18 protein-coding genes are annotated in these 17026 nt (G+C 55.4%); 16 read left to right on the top strand and 2 right to left on the bottom strand.

The features are described from left to right. Positions 1-1179 carry an MFS transporter gene (locus BH714_RS12045; RefSeq protein ID WP_020883117.1) on the top strand — a complete coding sequence of 393 codons (1179 nt, stop codon included), beginning with the start codon at positions 1-3 and terminating at the stop codon, positions 1177-1179. Between the two features lie 76 nt (positions 1180-1255). Here the strand turns inward: BH714_RS12045 and flk are convergent, their stop codons facing one another. Next, positions 1256-2260 (bottom strand): flagella biosynthesis regulator Flk, encoded by a 1005-nt coding sequence (gene flk / locus BH714_RS12040; protein ID WP_040018049.1) that lies wholly within the window; start codon positions 2258-2260, stop codon positions 1256-1258. A 114-nt stretch (positions 2261-2374) separates the two neighbouring features. Here flk and pdxB point away from each other — a divergent pair, with 114 nt between their 5' ends. The 15 genes from pdxB to hisP all read left to right on the top strand — a co-directional run bounded on the left by pdxB (position 2375) and on the right by hisP (position 16443). Continuing rightward, the gene (gene pdxB / locus BH714_RS12035; protein WP_040018048.1) at positions 2375-3511 is read left to right on the top strand and encodes a 4-phosphoerythronate dehydrogenase PdxB; all 1137 of its coding nucleotides are present in this window, start codon (positions 2375-2377) and stop codon (positions 3509-3511) included. 67 nt (positions 3512-3578) lie between these two features. After that, positions 3579-4592, top strand: coding sequence for an aspartate-semialdehyde dehydrogenase (locus tag BH714_RS12030; RefSeq protein WP_014171035.1), 1014 nt, complete (start codon positions 3579-3581; stop codon positions 4590-4592). Next, positions 4592-5404, top strand: a complete 813-nt coding sequence (gene truA / locus BH714_RS12025; protein WP_040018047.1) for a tRNA pseudouridine(38-40) synthase TruA — start codon at positions 4592-4594, stop codon at positions 5402-5404. Before BH714_RS12030 ends, truA begins: the two co-directional genes overlap by 1 nt. Positions 5405-5432: 28 nt before the next feature. Next, positions 5433-6092 carry a DedA family protein gene (locus tag BH714_RS12020; protein WP_020883122.1) on the top strand — a complete coding sequence of 220 codons (660 nt, stop codon included), beginning with the start codon at positions 5433-5435 and terminating at the stop codon, positions 6090-6092. 154 nt (positions 6093-6246) lie between these two features. Beyond that, positions 6247-7152, top strand: a complete 906-nt coding sequence (gene accD, locus BH714_RS12015; protein ID WP_020883123.1) for an acetyl-CoA carboxylase, carboxyltransferase subunit beta — start codon at positions 6247-6249, stop codon at positions 7150-7152. A gap of 67 nt (positions 7153-7219) precedes the next feature. Then, positions 7220-8488, top strand: a complete 1269-nt coding sequence (gene folC / locus BH714_RS12010; RefSeq protein ID WP_040018046.1) for a bifunctional tetrahydrofolate synthase/dihydrofolate synthase — start codon at positions 7220-7222, stop codon at positions 8486-8488. Continuing rightward, positions 8478-9179, top strand: coding sequence for a cell division protein DedD (gene dedD, locus BH714_RS12005; protein WP_014171030.1), 702 nt, complete (start codon positions 8478-8480; stop codon positions 9177-9179). The genes folC and dedD overlap by 11 nt, the downstream gene beginning before the upstream one ends. Before the next feature lie 210 nt (positions 9180-9389). Then, positions 9390-9878, top strand: coding sequence for a colicin V production protein (gene cvpA / locus BH714_RS12000; protein WP_000262116.1), 489 nt, complete (start codon positions 9390-9392; stop codon positions 9876-9878). Positions 9879-9914: 36 nt separating this feature from the next. Next, the gene (gene purF / locus BH714_RS11995) at positions 9915-11432 is read left to right on the top strand and encodes an amidophosphoribosyltransferase (RefSeq protein WP_014171028.1); all 1518 of its coding nucleotides are present in this window, start codon (positions 9915-9917) and stop codon (positions 11430-11432) included. A gap of 89 nt (positions 11433-11521) precedes the next feature. Further along, a complete protein-coding gene (locus BH714_RS11990) occupies positions 11522-12091 on the top strand; it encodes a UbiX family flavin prenyltransferase (protein WP_040018044.1) in 570 nt (189 codons plus the stop codon). Positions 12092-12381: 290 nt separating this feature from the next. Next, positions 12382-13164: a lysine/arginine/ornithine ABC transporter substrate-binding protein ArgT gene (gene argT / locus BH714_RS11985; RefSeq protein ID WP_014171026.1), complete on the top strand. Its 783-nt coding sequence runs from the start codon at positions 12382-12384 to the stop codon at positions 13162-13164. Between the two features lie 226 nt (positions 13165-13390). Then, entirely contained in the window at positions 13391-14173 is a 783-nt protein-coding gene (hisJ, locus tag BH714_RS11980) for a histidine ABC transporter substrate-binding protein HisJ (RefSeq protein WP_040018043.1), read from the top strand. A gap of 88 nt (positions 14174-14261) precedes the next feature. Further along, a complete protein-coding gene (locus BH714_RS11975) occupies positions 14262-14948 on the top strand; it encodes a histidine ABC transporter permease HisQ (RefSeq protein WP_020883127.1) in 687 nt (228 codons plus the stop codon). Further along, the gene (locus BH714_RS11970) at positions 14945-15661 is read left to right on the top strand and encodes an ABC transporter permease (protein ID WP_008502590.1); all 717 of its coding nucleotides are present in this window, start codon (positions 14945-14947) and stop codon (positions 15659-15661) included. The genes BH714_RS11975 and BH714_RS11970 overlap by 4 nt, the downstream gene beginning before the upstream one ends. A gap of 8 nt (positions 15662-15669) precedes the next feature. Continuing rightward, positions 15670-16443: a histidine ABC transporter ATP-binding protein HisP gene (gene hisP / locus BH714_RS11965; RefSeq protein ID WP_020883129.1), complete on the top strand. Its 774-nt coding sequence runs from the start codon at positions 15670-15672 to the stop codon at positions 16441-16443. A 47-nt stretch (positions 16444-16490) separates the two neighbouring features. Here hisP and BH714_RS11960 read toward each other — a convergent pair whose 3' ends face one another. Further along, positions 16491-17000: a GNAT family N-acetyltransferase gene (locus tag BH714_RS11960; RefSeq protein ID WP_032678617.1), complete on the bottom strand. Its 510-nt coding sequence runs from the start codon at positions 16998-17000 to the stop codon at positions 16491-16493. Between the last annotated feature and the right edge of the window lie 26 nt (positions 17001-17026).

Genomic DNA, 17026 nt, shown 5'->3' with positions numbered 1-17026 from the left:
ATGACTGCAGTCACTCAAACAGAAACAACCTCTTCAGCGAACGTCTCGCTGTTTCGCATCGCGTTTGCGGTGTTCCTGACCTATATGACCGTCGGCCTGCCGCTGCCGGTGATCCCGCTGTTTGTTCATCAGGAGCTGGGCTATGGCAACACCATGGTCGGCGTCGCTGTGGGTATTCAGTTCCTGGCTACGGTATTAACCCGCGGTTATGCCGGACGTCTGGCGGATCAGCACGGGGCAAAACGCTCGGCGTTACAGGGCATGTTTGCCTGTGGTCTGGCGGGAGGTGCATGGCTGCTGGCCGCTCTCCTGCCGGTTGACGCTGCGTATAAATTTGCGCTGCTGATCGTGGGGCGTTTAATCCTGGGCTTTGGTGAAAGCCAGCTCCTGACCGGTACGCTGACATGGGGTATGGGACTGGTGGGGCCTGCACGCTCCGGCAAAGTCATGTCCTGGAATGGCATGGCCATTTATGGCGCGCTTGCCGCAGGCGCCCCGCTCGGGTTGCTTATCCACAGCCACTTTGGCTTTGCCGCGCTGGCAGCGACCACCCTGATGCTGCCGCTGCTGGCATGGGCATTCAACGGTCCGGTGCGTAAAGTCCCTGCCCATAAAGGGGAGCGCCCGTCTTTGTGGAGCGTGGTGGGTCAAATCTGGCAGCCGGGCCTTGGCCTGGCCCTGCAGGGCGTCGGTTTTGCGGTAATTGGTACGTTCGTCTCGCTCTACTTTGTGAGCCGCGGCTGGGCGATGGCAGGTTTTACGCTGACCGCCTTTGGTGGCGCATTTGTCTTAATGCGCGTGCTGTTCGGCTGGATGCCGGATCGTTTTGGTGGCGTGAAGGTTGCAGTGGCATCACTGGTGATTGAAACCCTGGGTCTGCTGTTACTGTGGAGTGCACCCGTTGCGTCCGTAGCGTTGTTAGGCGCGGCATTGACCGGCTGCGGATGTTCGCTTATTTTCCCGGCGCTGGGCGTGGAGGTGGTAAAACGTGTCGCCCCACAGGTGCGTGGCACGGCGCTTGGCGGCTATGCGGCGTTTCAGGATATCTCATACGGGGTAACTGGGCCGCTGGCAGGTCTGTTAGCGACATCGTTCGGGTATCCGTCTGTTTTCCTGGCGGGCGCGGTTGCAGCGGTTGTGGGCATTGTGGTGACGCTGGTGGCGTTTCGTCAGTCTTAGCGGTTAAGTGCCGGGGCGGCAAGCCTTCCCCGGTATGCTGTCGGCCCGGCAGGCGTAGCGCCACCGGGCGAAACCGTTATGCGACCAGCCAGAAAATCGCCAGTGCAATCATTAACGCAATAAACATCAACCCTGGACGGGCAGAGAGGGTTCTGAACGTTTCCATCACCGGCGCAAACAGCGGATTGTAGATTGGCTGAATGTTTCGTGCTTCCGGCACGCCCCCTTCGCGTTCGGCGCGGCGAACGAAAATCTGATTGAGCACATCCTGCACCTGCGCGGTGGTCAGTACCGTTTGCGGTGTGGCCTGCCAGGTTTGCTGGGCGTAATCACGAATGGCGTCAAATTCGTTCGGCTCCAGCGGCTGCTTAAGTGCCGCCTGAACCGTGTGCAGGGTTGGAGCGGTCTGGGTGCTGAGCGTCTGACGCGCCTGTAGCCAGGTCACCAGATGCGTAAACTGTTTCGCCGGGATCAGCTCGCCCGCTTTTACGCCGGAGAGTTCCAGCATTGATTGCCAGATAAGCTTCGTCGGTTCGCCGGTGGCGGCGGCCAGCTTGGTCACCATCTGCTTGAGCGTATTGTGCTCGGCAGGCAGCAGCGGACGCTCGGTCGCAGGGCGTTGCTGAGGCTGTGGAATTGACAGCTGATTGGTTTGCAGCAGCGTCAGTACGGTTTTGAGCTGTTCCGGGGTCAGCTGGCTCAGGGCGGTCTGACCAAACTGCTGGCGAATAAAATCACTCACCGCCTGGCGGTTATTTCCATGGCCCAACAGCTCGGTCAGCTGCGAGACAATCTGGCGTGTGCTGTGATTCTGCTGTGCAGTATCAATCCGCTGGTTCAGGTTTTGCTCGGCAGCAGGGAAATGGCGCGACTGCAAAGGTGCGTCGTTCCTGACACCTAAATCGTGCTTTACCCCAGCCCAGACTTCCGCGTTTTGCTGCGACGTCAGCGCGATCAGACGCGTGATCAGTCGCTCCAGCACGGTGCGCTGTTGTGTGGATAGCGGTTGTTCGCCTGCAACGTTTGGCGTGACAGGGCCTTCACCCGGAGGGCGCGGCGGCGTACCTGAAATGGGCTGCATCGTCAAAAAATCCTTAAAGTCAAAACTCAGCGTAAACCTGGCAGACGTATATGCCTGGCGGCCAGATTATGGCACACTTGATGGGTTTTCTTCCTCTCAAACAGGTACTCAGACGTGAAAATCCTCGTTGATGAAAATATGCCTTATGCCCGCGAGCTCTTTAGCCGCCTCGGCAACGTTAAGGCTGTCCCGGGTCGGCCGATCCCGGTAAACGAGCTGGATGATGCAGACGCGCTGATGGTGCGCTCGGTAACCAAAGTAAATGAGGCGTTGCTCTCCGGCAAAGCGGTGAAATTTGTCGGGACCGCAACGGCAGGGACGGATCATGTGGATGATAAATGGCTTAAGCAGGCGGGGATCGGTTTTTCAGCCGCGCCGGGCTGCAACGCCATTGCGGTCGTGGAATATGTCTTCTCCTCCCTGCTGATGCTGGCAGAGCGCGACGGTTTTGCGTTGCAGGACCGTACCGTCGGGATTGTTGGTGTGGGCAACGTGGGCGGGCGCCTGCATAAACGTCTTGAGGCGTTAGGCATTCGTACTCTGCTGTGCGATCCGCCGCGTAAAGACAACGGTGATGAAGGCGACTTCCGTTCGCTGGATGAACTGGTTGCACAGTGCGATGTGATCACTTTCCATACGCCGCTGTTTAAAGAGGGGCCTTATAAGTCGCTGCACCTTGCTGACGAAGCCCTGATCCGTCGTCTGAAGCCTGGCACTATTCTGATAAATGCCTGCCGGGGCCCGGTGGTCGATAACCTTGCGCTGCTGAACTGCCTGGAAGAGGGGCAAGCGCTTAGCGTGGTGCTGGACGTCTGGGAGCCGGAGCCTGAGCTTAACGTTGCGCTGCTTAACAAGGTGGACGTCGCAACGGCGCATATTGCCGGTTATACCCTTGAAGGAAAAGCCCGCGGCACGACGCAGGTCTTTGAGGCCTATAGCGCCTTTATCGGCCATCCACAGCAGGTGGCGCTGGATACCTTACTGCCTGCCCCTGAGTTTGGCCGCATCACCCTGCACGGACCACTCGATCAGGCAACGCTGAAACGACTGGTCCATTTGGTGTATGATGTGCGCCGCGATGACGCGCTGCTGCGTAAAGTGGCGGGTATTCCGGGTGAGTTTGATAAGCTGCGCAAGAACTATGTTGAGCGCCGCGAGTGGTCTTCCCTGTATGTGATTTGCGACGACGCAACGGCTGCGACGCAGCTGCATAAACTGGGTTTTAACGCCGTTCATCACCCGGCACATTAATGTCTTCTTAATGCTCCCTGTTGGATACTCCGACAGGGACGCTTTTTTATTTCTGGAGTAAACCACCATGTCTGAAGGCTGGAACATTGCCATTTTAGGTGCCACGGGTGCCGTGGGTGAAGCCCTGCTCGAAACCCTTGCTGAGCGTCAGTTCCCGGTGGGTGATATCTATGCGCTGGCGCGTACAGATAGCGCGGGTGAACATCTGCGTTTTGGCGGTAAATCTGTCATGGTTCAGGATGCGGCCGGGTTCGACTGGACTCAGGCGCAGCTGGCGTTTTTTGCAGCCGGTGCTGAGGCTACGGCGTCTTACATTGAAGAGGCCACCAACTCGGGTTGTCTGGTGATTGATTTAAGCGGCCTGTTCGCGCTTGAGCCGGATGTGCCGCTGGTGGTGCCGGATGTGAACCCGTTTGTGCTGGCAGACTACCGTAACCGCAACGTTATCGCCGTACCGAACAGCCTGACCAGTCAGCTGCTTACCGCGCTGAAACCGCTGATCGACGAAGGCGGCCTGTCGCGTATCTTCGTTACCAGCCTGCTGTCTGCGTCTGCCAACGGCAAGCAAGCGGTTAACGCGCTGGCCGGGCAGAGCGCGAAATTGCTGAGCGGCGTTCCGATTGATGAAGACGACTATTTTGGTCGCCAGCTGGCGTTTAACATGCTGCCACTGCTGCCGGATCGCGAAGGCAGCGTGCGCGAAGAGCGCCGTATTGTCGATGAAGTCCGCAAAATCCTGCAGGATGACGGCCTGATGATCTCTGCCAGCTGCGTGCAGTCTCCTGTCTTCTACGGCCACGCGCAGATGGTCGGTTTTGAAGCGCTGCGCCCGCTCGCCGCCGAAGAAGCGCGTGACGCGTTTGGTCGCGGTGAGGATATCGCCCTCTCCGAAGAGAGTGAGTTCCCGACGCAGGTTGGTGATGCGACCGGTAGCGCACATCTGTCTGTTGGCTGCGTGCGTAACGATTACGGAATGCCTGAGCAGATCCAGTTCTGGTCAGTTGCCGATAACGTTCGCTTTGGCGGCGCGCTGATGGCGGTGAAAATTGCGGAGAAACTCGTGCAGGAGTACCTGTACTGATGTCAGAAGTGGATCACAAGCCCGTTCATAAAATTGCCCTCGGTATTGAGTACGATGGCAGTAAGTATTATGGCTGGCAGCGTCAAAATGAAGTGCGCAGCGTCCAGGAAAAACTGGAAAAAGCGCTCTCACAGGTGGCGAACGAACCGATAAGCGTTTTCTGTGCCGGGCGTACGGATGCCGGCGTTCACGGCACGGGGCAGGTGATTCATTTTGAAACCACCGCTGTGCGAAAGGACGCTGCATGGACGCTGGGGGTGAATGCGAATTTACCTGGAGACATTGCGGTTCGTTGGGTTAAAGATGTTCCCGATGATTTTCATGCGCGTTTCAGCGCCACCGCGCGCCGTTACCGCTATGTCATCTACAATCAGCGTCTACGTCCGGCGGTGTTAAGCCAGGGCGTGACGCATTTTTATGAACCGCTTGATGCTGAACGTATGCATCGTGCGGCGCAGTGTCTGATTGGTGAAAATGACTTTACCTCGTTCCGTGCGGTGCAGTGCCAGTCCCGTACTCCGTGGCGTAATGTCATGCACATAAACGTCAGCCGTTATGGCGCGTATGTGGTGGTGGATATCAAAGCCAATGCCTTTGTACATCATATGGTGCGGAATATTGTGGGCAGCCTGATGGAAGTGGGTGCCGGACACCAGCCGGAGAGCTGGATTGCAGAACTGCTGGCAGCGAAGGACAGAACGCTTGCGGCAGCCACGGCGAAAGCGGAAGGGCTGTATCTGGTCTCGGTAGACTATCCGGATCGGTTTGACCTGCCGAAACCGCCAATGGGCCCGCTGTTTTTAGCGGACTAATCAAAGGTGCAATTAAGGCTTAGACAAAATGGACGTAATACGTTTTTTGATTGATTTCATCCTGCATATTGATGTTCACCTGGCGGAGCTGGTCGCGCAGTACGGCGTCTGGGTTTACGCTATTCTGTTCCTCATTCTGTTCTGTGAAACCGGTCTGGTTGTCACCCCGTTCCTGCCGGGGGATTCACTGCTGTTCGTGGCCGGCGCGTTATCCGCGTTACCGACTAACGATTTGAATGTGCATCTGATGGTTGTGTTGATGGTTATCGCCGCGATTATTGGTGATGCGGTGAACTACACGATTGGACGGGTGTTTGGTGAGCGGCTTTTCAGCAATCCGGACTCGAAAATTTTCCGTCGCAGCTATCTCGATAAAACCCATGCGTTCTATGAACGCCATGGCGGCAAAACCATTATCCTTGCCCGTTTTGTGCCTATTGTGCGTACATTTGCACCGTTTGTGGCGGGAATGGGGCATATGTCCTATCGTCACTTTGCGGCATATAACGTTGTTGGCGCGCTGCTGTGGGTGTTGCTGTTTACCTATGCCGGCTACCTGTTTGGCGATCTCCCGGTGGTCCAGGAAAACCTTAAGTTACTGATTGTAGCGATTATTGTGCTTTCGGTACTGCCTGGGGTTATTGAGATTATTCGTCACCGACGTGCGGCAGCAAAGCAAGCGAAGTAAATGCATACTGGCGGTTCGACCACTTTTTTATCCAAAGTTTCGGGCTGTTATGTTTTAATGTGCAACATTCATGGTCTGTTGGAGGCAAAAATGGCATTATTCGCCTCTTATAGCAAAACTGGCATACGACCAGGTTCAGGCAGAAAGGTTATCAATGAGCTGGATTGAACGAATTAAAAGCAACATAACCCCGACTCGTAAAGCGAGCATTCCTGAAGGGGTATGGACGAAGTGTGATAGCTGCGGCCAGGTTCTGTACCGCGCAGAGCTGGAACGCAATCTTGAGGTGTGTCCGAAGTGTGACCACCACATGCGTATGACGGCGCGTAATCGCCTGCATAGCCTACTGGACGAAGGTTCTCTGGTAGAACTAGGTAGCGAGCTTGAGCCAAAAGACGTGCTGAAGTTCCGTGATTCCAAAAAATACAAAGACCGTCTGGCCTCTGCACAGAAAGAGACCGGCGAGAAAGACGCGCTGATCGTCATGAAAGGCACCCTGCACACGATGCCGGTGGTGGCTGCCGCGTTTGAGTTCTCCTTTATGGGTGGCTCAATGGGCTCTGTCGTGGGTGCGCGCTTTGTGCGTGCCGTTGAGCAGGCGCTGGAAGACAACTGCCCGCTGATCTGCTTCTCCGCCTCCGGTGGTGCACGTATGCAGGAAGCGCTGATGTCGCTGATGCAGATGGCGAAAACCTCTGCTGCGCTGGCGAAAATGCAGGAGCGCGGTTTGCCGTACATCTCCGTGCTGACCGACCCGACGATGGGTGGCGTTTCCGCAAGCTTTGCCATGCTGGGCGATCTGAACATCGCTGAGCCGAAAGCGCTGATCGGTTTTGCGGGTCCACGCGTCATCGAACAGACCGTACGTGAAAAACTGCCGCCGGGCTTCCAGCGCAGTGAGTTCCTCATCGAGAAAGGCGCTATCGACATGATCGTCCGCCGTCCGGAGATGCGCCTGAAACTGGCAAGCATCCTGGCGAAGCTGATGAATCTGCCAGCGCCGAACCCGGATGAGCCGCGCGAAGGCGTGGTGGTACCGGATCAGGAACCCGAGGCCTGATAACTGAAAAGGGCAGGGCCGAATGGCGCTGCCCTTTTGCTTTCTCAACTGTTAATGACCGGGCATCATGGAAAATAAAAGCATTCCCCAAGCCACGTCGCCCCTGGCCGCGTGGCTTTCTTATCTGGAAAACCTGCACAGTAAAACCATCGATATGGGGCTTGAGCGCGTAAGCCAGGTTGCCGCGCGTCTCGACGTACTGAAACCAGCGCCGTTTGTGTTCACCGTTGCCGGAACGAACGGTAAAGGCACGACGTGCCGCACGCTGGAATCAGTCCTGATGGCAGCAGGCTATAAGGTTGGCGTTTACAGCTCTCCACACCTCGTGCGGTATACCGAGCGGGTGCGTGTGCAAAACCGCGAGCTGCCGGAATCAGCGCATACTGCCTCTTTCGCGGAAATTGAAGCCGCGCGCGGTGAAATTTCATTAACCTATTTTGAATACGGCACCCTGTCGGCATTGTGGTTGTTTAAGCAGGCGCAGCTGGACGTGGTGATTCTGGAAGTCGGCCTCGGCGGGCGTCTTGATGCCACCAACATGGTGGATGCGGATGTGGCCGTCGTGACCAGCATTGCGCTGGATCATACCGACTGGCTGGGGCCGGATCGCGAAAGCATTGGTCGCGAGAAAGCCGGGATTTTCCGGGCGAATAAACCTGGCGTGGTCGGCGAGCCGGATATGCCGCACACCATTGCAGAGGTGGCGAATGAGACGGGTGCGCGTCTGTTGCGCCGTGGCGTAGACTGGCAGTATGAGGTTCAGGCAGACGGTTGGCGCTTTAGCGATGCGCAGGGCGCGCTGGACAACCTGCCATTGCCGCAGGTGCCGCAGCCTAACGCGGCAACCGCGCTGGCGGCACTGCGCGCAAGCGGTCTGGCGGTGAGCGAGCAGGCGATTCGCGAGGGCATTGAGCGGGCGATCCTGCCCGGGCGTTTCCAGATTGTCAGCGAGTCACCGCGCCTGATCCTCGATGTGGCGCACAACCCGCATGCCGCGGCGTATCTCGCGGGACGTCTCAAATCGTTACCAAAAACCGGGCGCGTGCTGGCGGTTATCGGTATGCTTCATGATAAAGATATTGGCGGTACGCTGGCCTGCATGGAGAGTGTGGTCGATAGCTGGTATTGTGCTCCTCTGGAGGGGCCACGCGGGGCGACCGCTGAGCAGTTGATGGAACATCTCGGCAAAGGCGCAATCTATAATAGCGTGGCTCAGGCCTGGCATGCCGCGATGGCGGATGCTAAACCAGAAGATACCGTGCTGGTGTGTGGTTCGTTCCACACGGTGGCACATGTCATGGAAGTGATGGACGCGGGGAGAACCGGTGGCGAGTAAGTTTCAGAACCGTTTAGCAGGAACAATAGTGCTGGTGGCGCTGGGAGTCATTATTCTCCCGGGCCTGCTCGACGGGCAGAAAAAGCACTATCAGGATGAGTTTGCAGCCATTCCTCTGGTACCGAAACCGGGCGATCGCGACGAGCCGGATATGCTGCCTGCGGCGACACAGGCCCTTCCTGCTCAGCCGCCGGAAGGCGCAGCGGAAGAGGTTCGCGCAGGCGATGCGGCTGCGCCGTCTCTTGATCCGTCTCGTCTGGCGGCGAGCAACACCAACGATATCGATCCGGTACCGGTTCCGGTCGTGCAGCCTAAACCGGCTGAGAAACCGAAGCCGGTCGAAAAAACGCAGCCGAAACCGCAGCGAGATAAAACGAGCGAACAGCTTGCCGCAGCGACTGAGACACCGCCTCCGGCGAAACCGGCTCAGCAGGAAGCCGCACCGACGGGCAAAGCCTACGTCGTGCAGCTGGGTGCGCTGAAAAATGCCGATAAGGTCAATGAGGTAGTGGGTAAACTGCGCAGTGCGGGATATCGTGTTTACACTTCACCTTCCACGCCGGTACAGGGTAAAATTACCCGTATTCTCGTGGGGCCAGAAGCGTCCAAAGATAAGCTTAAAGGATCGCTGGGTGAGCTGAAGCAGATCTCCGGCCTGAGCGGTGTGGTGATGAGCTACAGCGCGAACTAACCCCTCCCTCACCCTTATCCTTTCTGTGAGGAGAGGGTGGGGGGAAGAGTGACGGCAGACGTCCACAGAGACGTAAAAAGCCACGGCGTTGAACATTTTTTCAGCGCCTTTTTTATTTACGCGTGGGAAGGAAATCCCTACGCAAACGTTTTCTTTTTTGTTAGAATTCGCCCCGAACTGGATGACAGGGCGTTAAATCGTGGGACACATATGGTCTGGATTGATTACGCCATCATTGCGGTGATTGGTTTTTCCTGTCTGGTTAGCCTGATCCGTGGCTTTGTTCGTGAAGCGTTATCGCTGGTAACCTGGGGTTGTGCTTTCTTTGTTGCCAGTCATTACTACACTTACCTGTCTGTCTGGTTCACGGGCTTTGAAGATGAACTGGTCCGAAATGGAATCGCTATCGCGGTGCTGTTTATCGCGACGCTGATTGTCGGCGCTATCGTAAATTACGTGATAGGTCAGTTGGTCGAGAAAACCGGTCTGTCAGGAACAGACAGGGTACTCGGGATCTGTTTCGGCGCATTACGAGGCGTGCTGATTGTGGCCGCGATCCTGTTCTTCCTGGATACCTTTACCGGGTTCTCCAAAAGTGAAGACTGGCAAAAATCGCAGCTCATTCCAGAGTTCAGTTTCATCATCAGATGGTTCTTTGACTATCTGCAAAGCTCGTCGAGTTTCTTGCCCAGAGCGTAATGCGCTCTGAGATGTGGCTTAACGAGGAAAAGACGAATGTGCGGTATTGTCGGTATCGCCGGTTTCATGCCGGTAAACCAGTCGATTTATGACGCGTTAACGGTGCTTCAGCACCGTGGGCAGGATGCTGCGGGTATCATCACCATTGATGCAAACAACTGCTTCCGTTTACGTAAGGCGAATGGTCTGGTAAATGATGTGTTTGAAGCCCGCCATATGCAGCGTCTGCAAGGTAATATGGGGATCGGTCACGTTCGTTATCCTACTGCTGGCAGTTCCAGCGCCTCTGAGGCTCAGCCTTTCTACGTCAACTCACCGTATGGCATCACGCTTGCCCACAATGGCAACCTGACCAACGCGCACGAGCTGCGTAAGAAGTTGTTCGAAGAGAAACGTCGCCACATTAACACCACCTCTGATTCTGAAATTCTGCTCAATATCTTTGCCAGCGAGCTGGATAACTTCCGTCACTACCCGCTGGAAGCAGACAACATTTTTGCCGCCGTTGCCGCGACTAACCGCCAGATCCGTGGTGCGTATGCCTGCGTGGCGATGATTATCGGCCACGGGATGGTTGCCTTCCGCGATCCAAACGGCATCCGCCCGCTGGTGCTCGGTAAGCGCGATCTCGGTGATGGTCGTACCGAATACATGGTTGCCTCTGAAAGCGTGGCGCTGGATACCCTGGGCTTCGAGTTCCTGCGTGATGTTGCGCCTGGCGAAGCGGTCTATATCACTGAGAAGGGCCAGCTGTTCACCCGCCAGTGTGCTGACAACCCGGTGAGCAATCCGTGCCTGTTTGAATATGTTTACTTCGCCCGTCCGGACTCGTTTATCGACAAGATTTCCGTCTATAGCGCGCGCGTGAACATGGGGACTAAACTTGGCGAGAAGATTGCCCGCGAGTGGGACGATCTGGATATCGACGTCGTTATTCCTATTCCGGAAACGTCCTGCGATATCGCTCTGGAAATCGCCCGCATTCTGGACAAGCCATACCGTCAGGGGTTTGTGAAAAACCGCTACGTTGGTCGTACCTTTATCATGCCGGGTCAGCAGCTGCGCCGTAAGTCCGTGCGTCGTAAACTGAACGCAAACCGCGCTGAGTTCCGCGACAAAAACGTCCTGCTGGTGGATGACTCCATCGTTCGCGGCACCACCTCAGAACAGATTATTGAGATGGCGCGCGAAGCGGGTGCGAAGAAAGTGTATCTGGCCTCAGCCGCACCGGAAATTCGTTTCCCGAACGTGTACGGCATCGATATGCCAACCGCCAATGAGCTGATCGCTCACGGTCGTGAAGTGGACGAAATTCGTCAGATCATCGGTGCCGACGGCCTGATTTTCCAGGATCTGAACGATCTTATCGACGCAGTACGCGCTGAGAACCCGGATATTCAGCAGTTCGAATGCTCCGTGTTTAATGGCGTTTACGTGACGAAAGACGTTGACCAGCAGTACCTCGACTACCTTGATTCGCTGCGCAACGACGATGCGAAAGCCGTCCAGCTGCAAAACGATCTCGAAAGTTTAGAGATGCACAACGAAGGTTGATGTCTGTGCAAGTGAGGGCATTTGCCCTCACTTGCAACTCCCCGCAAAATCCTGCACAGTCTGCCCTGAAATCAGTTAGGGCGAAAATCATGAAACGACTCATTGTTGGGCTCAGTGGTGCCAGTGGCGCGATTTACGGCGTACGTCTGTTACAGGTACTGCGCGACGTGGCAGAAGTGGAAACGCATCTGGTCATGAGCCAGGCGGCACGTCAGACCCTCTCTCTTGAAACCGACCTCTCACTGCGTGATGTCCAGGCGCTGGCGGATGTGGTCCACGATGCCCGCGATATCGCCGCCAGCATCTCCTCAGGCTCGTATAAAACGGCCGGCATGGTTATCCTGCCTTGTTCCATTAAAACGCTCTCCGGCATTGTAAACAGCTATACCGACACGCTGGTCACCCGCGCCGCGGACGTGGTGCTGAAGGAGCGTCGTCCTCTGGTTCTCTGCGTGCGGGAAACGCCGCTGCACCTGGGACATCTGCGTTTAATGACTCAGGCTGCTGAACTCGGCGCGGTGATCATGCCACCGGTACCGGCGTTCTATCACCGGCCCGTTTCACTGGATGATGTGATTAATCAGACGGTTAACCGCGTTCTCGATCAGTTTGATATCGACCTGCCTGAAGACCTTTTCACCCGCTGGCAGGGTGCCTGAATCTGTGCACTCACAGCGTGCATGAAAAGATAACGTGCCCTGTTTCAGGGCAATTATGCAACGGCGATCATATCCTCGACATTTAATTCGCTTTTTCCCTTTTTCTCTTTCCGGTTCGTTCGGCAGACCTGCTATCTTTCACCATTAAGGCAATATCGCAACGTTTTATTAACATATTTAACGTCGAACTTTTCACCAGACGGCAATGTGGCATAAGACCTGCAAGAGAAGCCTGCAACACAACACACAACACAATACATAATAAAATCACGGTACTTGAGGGTAAATGTATGAAGAAGACGGTTCTGGCTCTGTCTTTGCTGGTGGGGTTAAGTGCGGCAGCAGGTAGCTACGCAGCGCTTCCACAGACAGTTCGTATCGGTACAGACGCAACCTACGCGCCATTCTCTTCCAAGGATGCGAAAGGCGATTTCGTTGGGTTTGATATCGATCTGGGAAATGAAATGTGCAAACGCATTGCGGTGAAATGCACATGGGTGGGCAGCGACTTTGATGCGTTAATCCCGTCGCTGAAAGCCAAGAAAATCGACGCCATTATCTCTTCTCTCTCTATCACCGAAAAACGTCAGCAGGAGATTGCCTTCTCTGACAAGCTTTACGCTGCAGATTCACGTCTGATTGCCGCTAAAGGCTCCCCGATTCAACCCACCATCGACTCGCTGAAAGGCAAGCATGTCGGCGTGCTTCAGGGCTCAACGCAGGAAGGGTTTGCCAATGCGAACTGGCGTGAGAAGGGCGTCGATGTGGTGGCGTACCAGAACCAGGATCTGATCTACTCTGACCTGGCGGCAGGCCGTCTGGATGCAGCATTCCAGGATGAAGTCGCCGCGAGTGAAGGCTTCCTGAAACAGCCAGCGGGCAAAGAGTACGCTTTTGCTGGCCCGTCCGTGAAAGACAAAAAGTACTTTGGTGACGGTACGGGTATCGGCCTGCGTAAGGACGATACCGAGCTGAAAGCCGCCTTCGACAAAGCGTTTGCTGAGCTGCGTAAAGACGGTACCTACGACAAACTGGCGAAGAAATACTTCGACTTCAACGTCTACGGTGACTAATACCTGACGACAATGCACTGCTGAGGTGCATTGTCAGGCGGGATGATCCAATATGGTGCAATTAATGCACTGTATTGGATCGCTGTGTGCATACTTACGCATTTATAATGCAAAAAATCCCGGCTCAAAGGCATTATTCTTTGCCTGACGGAGGGGATTGATGGCACATTAGCACCACCCCGTCGTCGTAAAAATCCCGTATGTAGACAGTTTGTTGAGGACAGATATGAAAAAACTAGTATTGTCACTTTCTCTGGTGCTGGCCTTTTCCAGCGCCACCGCGGCATTCGCAGCAATTCCGCAGAAAATTCGAATCGGTACCGATCCTACCTATGCACCGTTCGAATCGAAGAATTCTAAAGGTGAATTGGTTGGTTTTGACATCGATCTGGCCAACGAACTGTGCAAACGCATCAAAGCGCAGTGTACCTACGTTGAGAACCCACTGGATGCGCTGATCCCGTCGCTGAAAGCGAAAAAAATCGACGTGATTATGTCCTCGCTCTCCATCACTGAAAAACGCCAGCAGGAGATTGCTTTCACGGACAAACTCTACGCGGCAGATTCACGTCTGGTTGTCGCCAAATCTTCTGACATTCAGCCTACTCTCGAGTCGCTGAAAGGCAAACGCGTGGGCGTGCTGCAGGGGACCACTCAGGAAACCTACGGTAACGAACACTGGGCGCCGAAAGGGATTGAAATCGTCTCTTATCAGGGCCAGGAAAATATCTACGCTGACCTGACGGCAGGTCGCATTGACGCAGCGTTCCAGGATGAAGTTGCGGCGAGCGAAGGCTTCCTGAAACAGTCGGTCGGCAAAGACTATAAGTTTGGCGGTCCATCCATCAAGGATGTGAAGTTGTTTGGTGTAGGCACCGGTATGGGCCTGCGCAAGGAAGACAACGAACTGCGTGAAGCGCTGAACAAAGCCTTTGCCGAAATGCGCGCTGACGGCACGTACGAGAAAATTGCGAAAAAATACTTCGATTTCAATGTTTACGGCGGCTAATCGCCCCGTCAAATAACGTGCAGCCCCTCCCACTGTGGGAGGGGAAAAGACACGGTTCCACCACTCACGATACGACAGGGCTCGCGGTATGCTGTACGGATTTTCTGGCGTTATTTTACAGGGCGCGCTTGTCACCCTTGAGCTGGCTCTCAGCTCCGTGGTGCTGGCGGTGCTGATAGGTCTGGCGGGCGCAGGGGCGAAGCTTTCGGCTAACAAGCCGCTGGCGCTGATTTTTGAAGGCTATACGACGCTGATTCGCGGTGTTCCCGATCTGGTGCTGATGCTTCTGATCTTTTACGGTCTGCAGATTGCGCTTAACAGCGTGACGGACGCAATGGGTATGGGACAAATCGATATCGACCCGATGGTGGCCGGTATTATTACGCTCGGTTTTATCTACGGGGCCTACTTCACCGAAACCTTCCGCGGCGCGTATATGGCTGTGCCGAAAGGCCACATTGAAGCGGCAACCGCATTCGGTTTCACCTCCTCACAGACGTTTCGTCGAATCATGTTCCCGGCCATGATGCGCTATGCGCTTCCAGGTATCGGTAACAACTGGCAGGTTATTCTTAAGGCAACCGCGCTGGTCTCTCTGCTTGGCCTGGAAGATGTGGTGAAAGCGACCCAGCTTGCCGGCAAAAGCACCTGGGAACCGTTCTACTTTGCGGTGGTATGTGGCGTAATCTATCTGGTCTTTACGACCGCCTCCAATGGTGTGCTGCTTCTGCTCGAACGTCGCTACTCCGTGGGTGTGAAGAGGGCTGATCTGTGATTGAGATTATTCAGGAATACTGGAAATCGCTGCTGTGGACAGATGGCTATCGCTTCACCGGCGTCGCCATTACGCTCTGGCTTCTGATCTCCTCCGTGGTGATGGGCGGCATTCTGGCGGTATTTCTTGCCATTGGTCGTGTGTCGAACAATAAATTTATCCAGTTCCCAATCTGGTTGTTTACCTATGTGTTTCGCGGTACGCCGCTATACGTGCAGCTGCTGGTGTTCTATTCGGGGATGTACACGCTTGAGATCGTAAAAGGCACTGAAATGCTCAATGCGTTCTTCCGCAGCGGTCTGAACTGTACGGTGCTGGCATTGACGCTCAATACCTGCGCCTATACCACCGAGATTTTCGCAGGGGCGATTCGCTCTGTCCCGTACGGTGAAATTGAAGCGGCGCGTGCGTACGGCTTCTCCTCCGTGAAGCTTTACCGTTGCATCATTCTGCCGTCGGCGCTGCGTATTGCGTTACCGGCGTACAGTAACGAAGTGATTCTGATGCTGCACTCCACGGCGCTGGCCTTTACCGCCACGGTGCCGGACTTACTGAAGATTGCCCGGGATATTAACTCGGCAACCTATCAGCCGTTTACCGCATTCGGTATTGCGGCAGTGCTTTATTTGATAATTTCATACGTCCTGATTAGCCTGTTCCGTAAGGCAGAAAAACGCTGGTTGCAGCATATAAAACCTTCTTCGACGCACTGAGAATGATGATGGCTGAGAACAAATTAAACGTTATTGATCTGCACAAACGCTACGGCGAACATGAAGTGCTGAAAGGGGTGTCGCTGCAGGCAAACGCGGGCGATGTCATCAGTATTATCGGCTCATCCGGCTCCGGTAAAAGTACTTTCCTGCGCTGCATTAACTTCCTCGAAAAACCGAGCGAAGGCTCAATTGTGGTGAGCGGGCAGAACATCAATCTGGTGCGTGACAAAGACGGCCAGCTGAAGGTGGCGGATAAAAATCAGCTACGTCTGTTGCGTACGCGCCTGACGATGGTTTTCCAGCACTTTAATCTCTGGAGCCATATGACGGTGCTGGAGAACGTAATGGAAGCGCCAATCCAGGTGCTGGGTCTCAGCAAACAGGACGCCCGCGACCGTGCGGTGAAATACCTGGCGAAAGTGGGTATTGATGAGCGCCAGCAGATGAAGTATCCGGTACATCTGTCCGGCGGGCAGCAGCAGCGTGTATCCATTGCCCGCGCGCTGGCGATGGAGCCGGAAGTCTTGCTGTTCGACGAACCGACTTCCGCGCTGGACCCAGAACTCGTTGGCGAAGTGCTGCGCATCATGCAGAAGCTCGCCGAAGAGGGCAAAACGATGGTGGTGGTGACGCACGAGATGGGCTTTGCCCGGAACGTTTCTAACCACGTCATCTTCCTGCATCAGGGTAAAATCGAAGAGCAGGGGCATCCCGATGAGGTGTTAGCGAACCCGCAAAGCCCGCGTCTGCAGCAGTTCCTGAAGGGGTCTTTGAAGTAGGTTTAGCCTTTCCCCTCTCCCTGTGGGAGAGGGCCGGAGTGTGGGCATCAAACCGCACCACACTCCAGTCGATACACCCAGTCGTCATACCGCACACCGTTAATCTCATACGCTTTTTCCAGCACCTGCGTGCGCACAAAACCCGCTTTCTCCAGTACCCGGACTGACCCGCCGTTGTCTGCCAGCACATATGCGTTAATCGCCTTTACGCCCGTCTGGTTAAATGCGTAGTCACACACCGCGCGCAGTGCCTCACTGGCGATGCCCTGGCCCTGCGCGGCAGGCACGACCGTATAGCCGATATCCGCCTCTTCACGATTTTCAGCGCTAATTTGCAGGCCGATATCGCCCAGTGGGGTCTCTTCATCGCGTAAGCGGATAACGAACACATGCGCTGCCGTCAGACGTGCGGCAAACAGGCGTCGGGTCTCTTTTTCCGGGGCGATAGCGGCCATATACTGCATGATGGCGCGATCCTCGCGCAGGGCACGGAAAAAAGGCCAGTCAGTGGGTTCGAAGGGCGTGAGGTGGAGCCGGGGAGTGGTAATGGTTGCCATAGATATGCCATTTCGTCGGAACATGG

The organism is Enterobacter ludwigii (genome assembly GCF_001750725.1).
Lineage (GTDB): Bacteria > Pseudomonadota > Gammaproteobacteria > Enterobacterales > Enterobacteriaceae > Enterobacter > Enterobacter ludwigii.
This window is presented reverse-complemented; position numbering and strand designations above follow the sequence as displayed.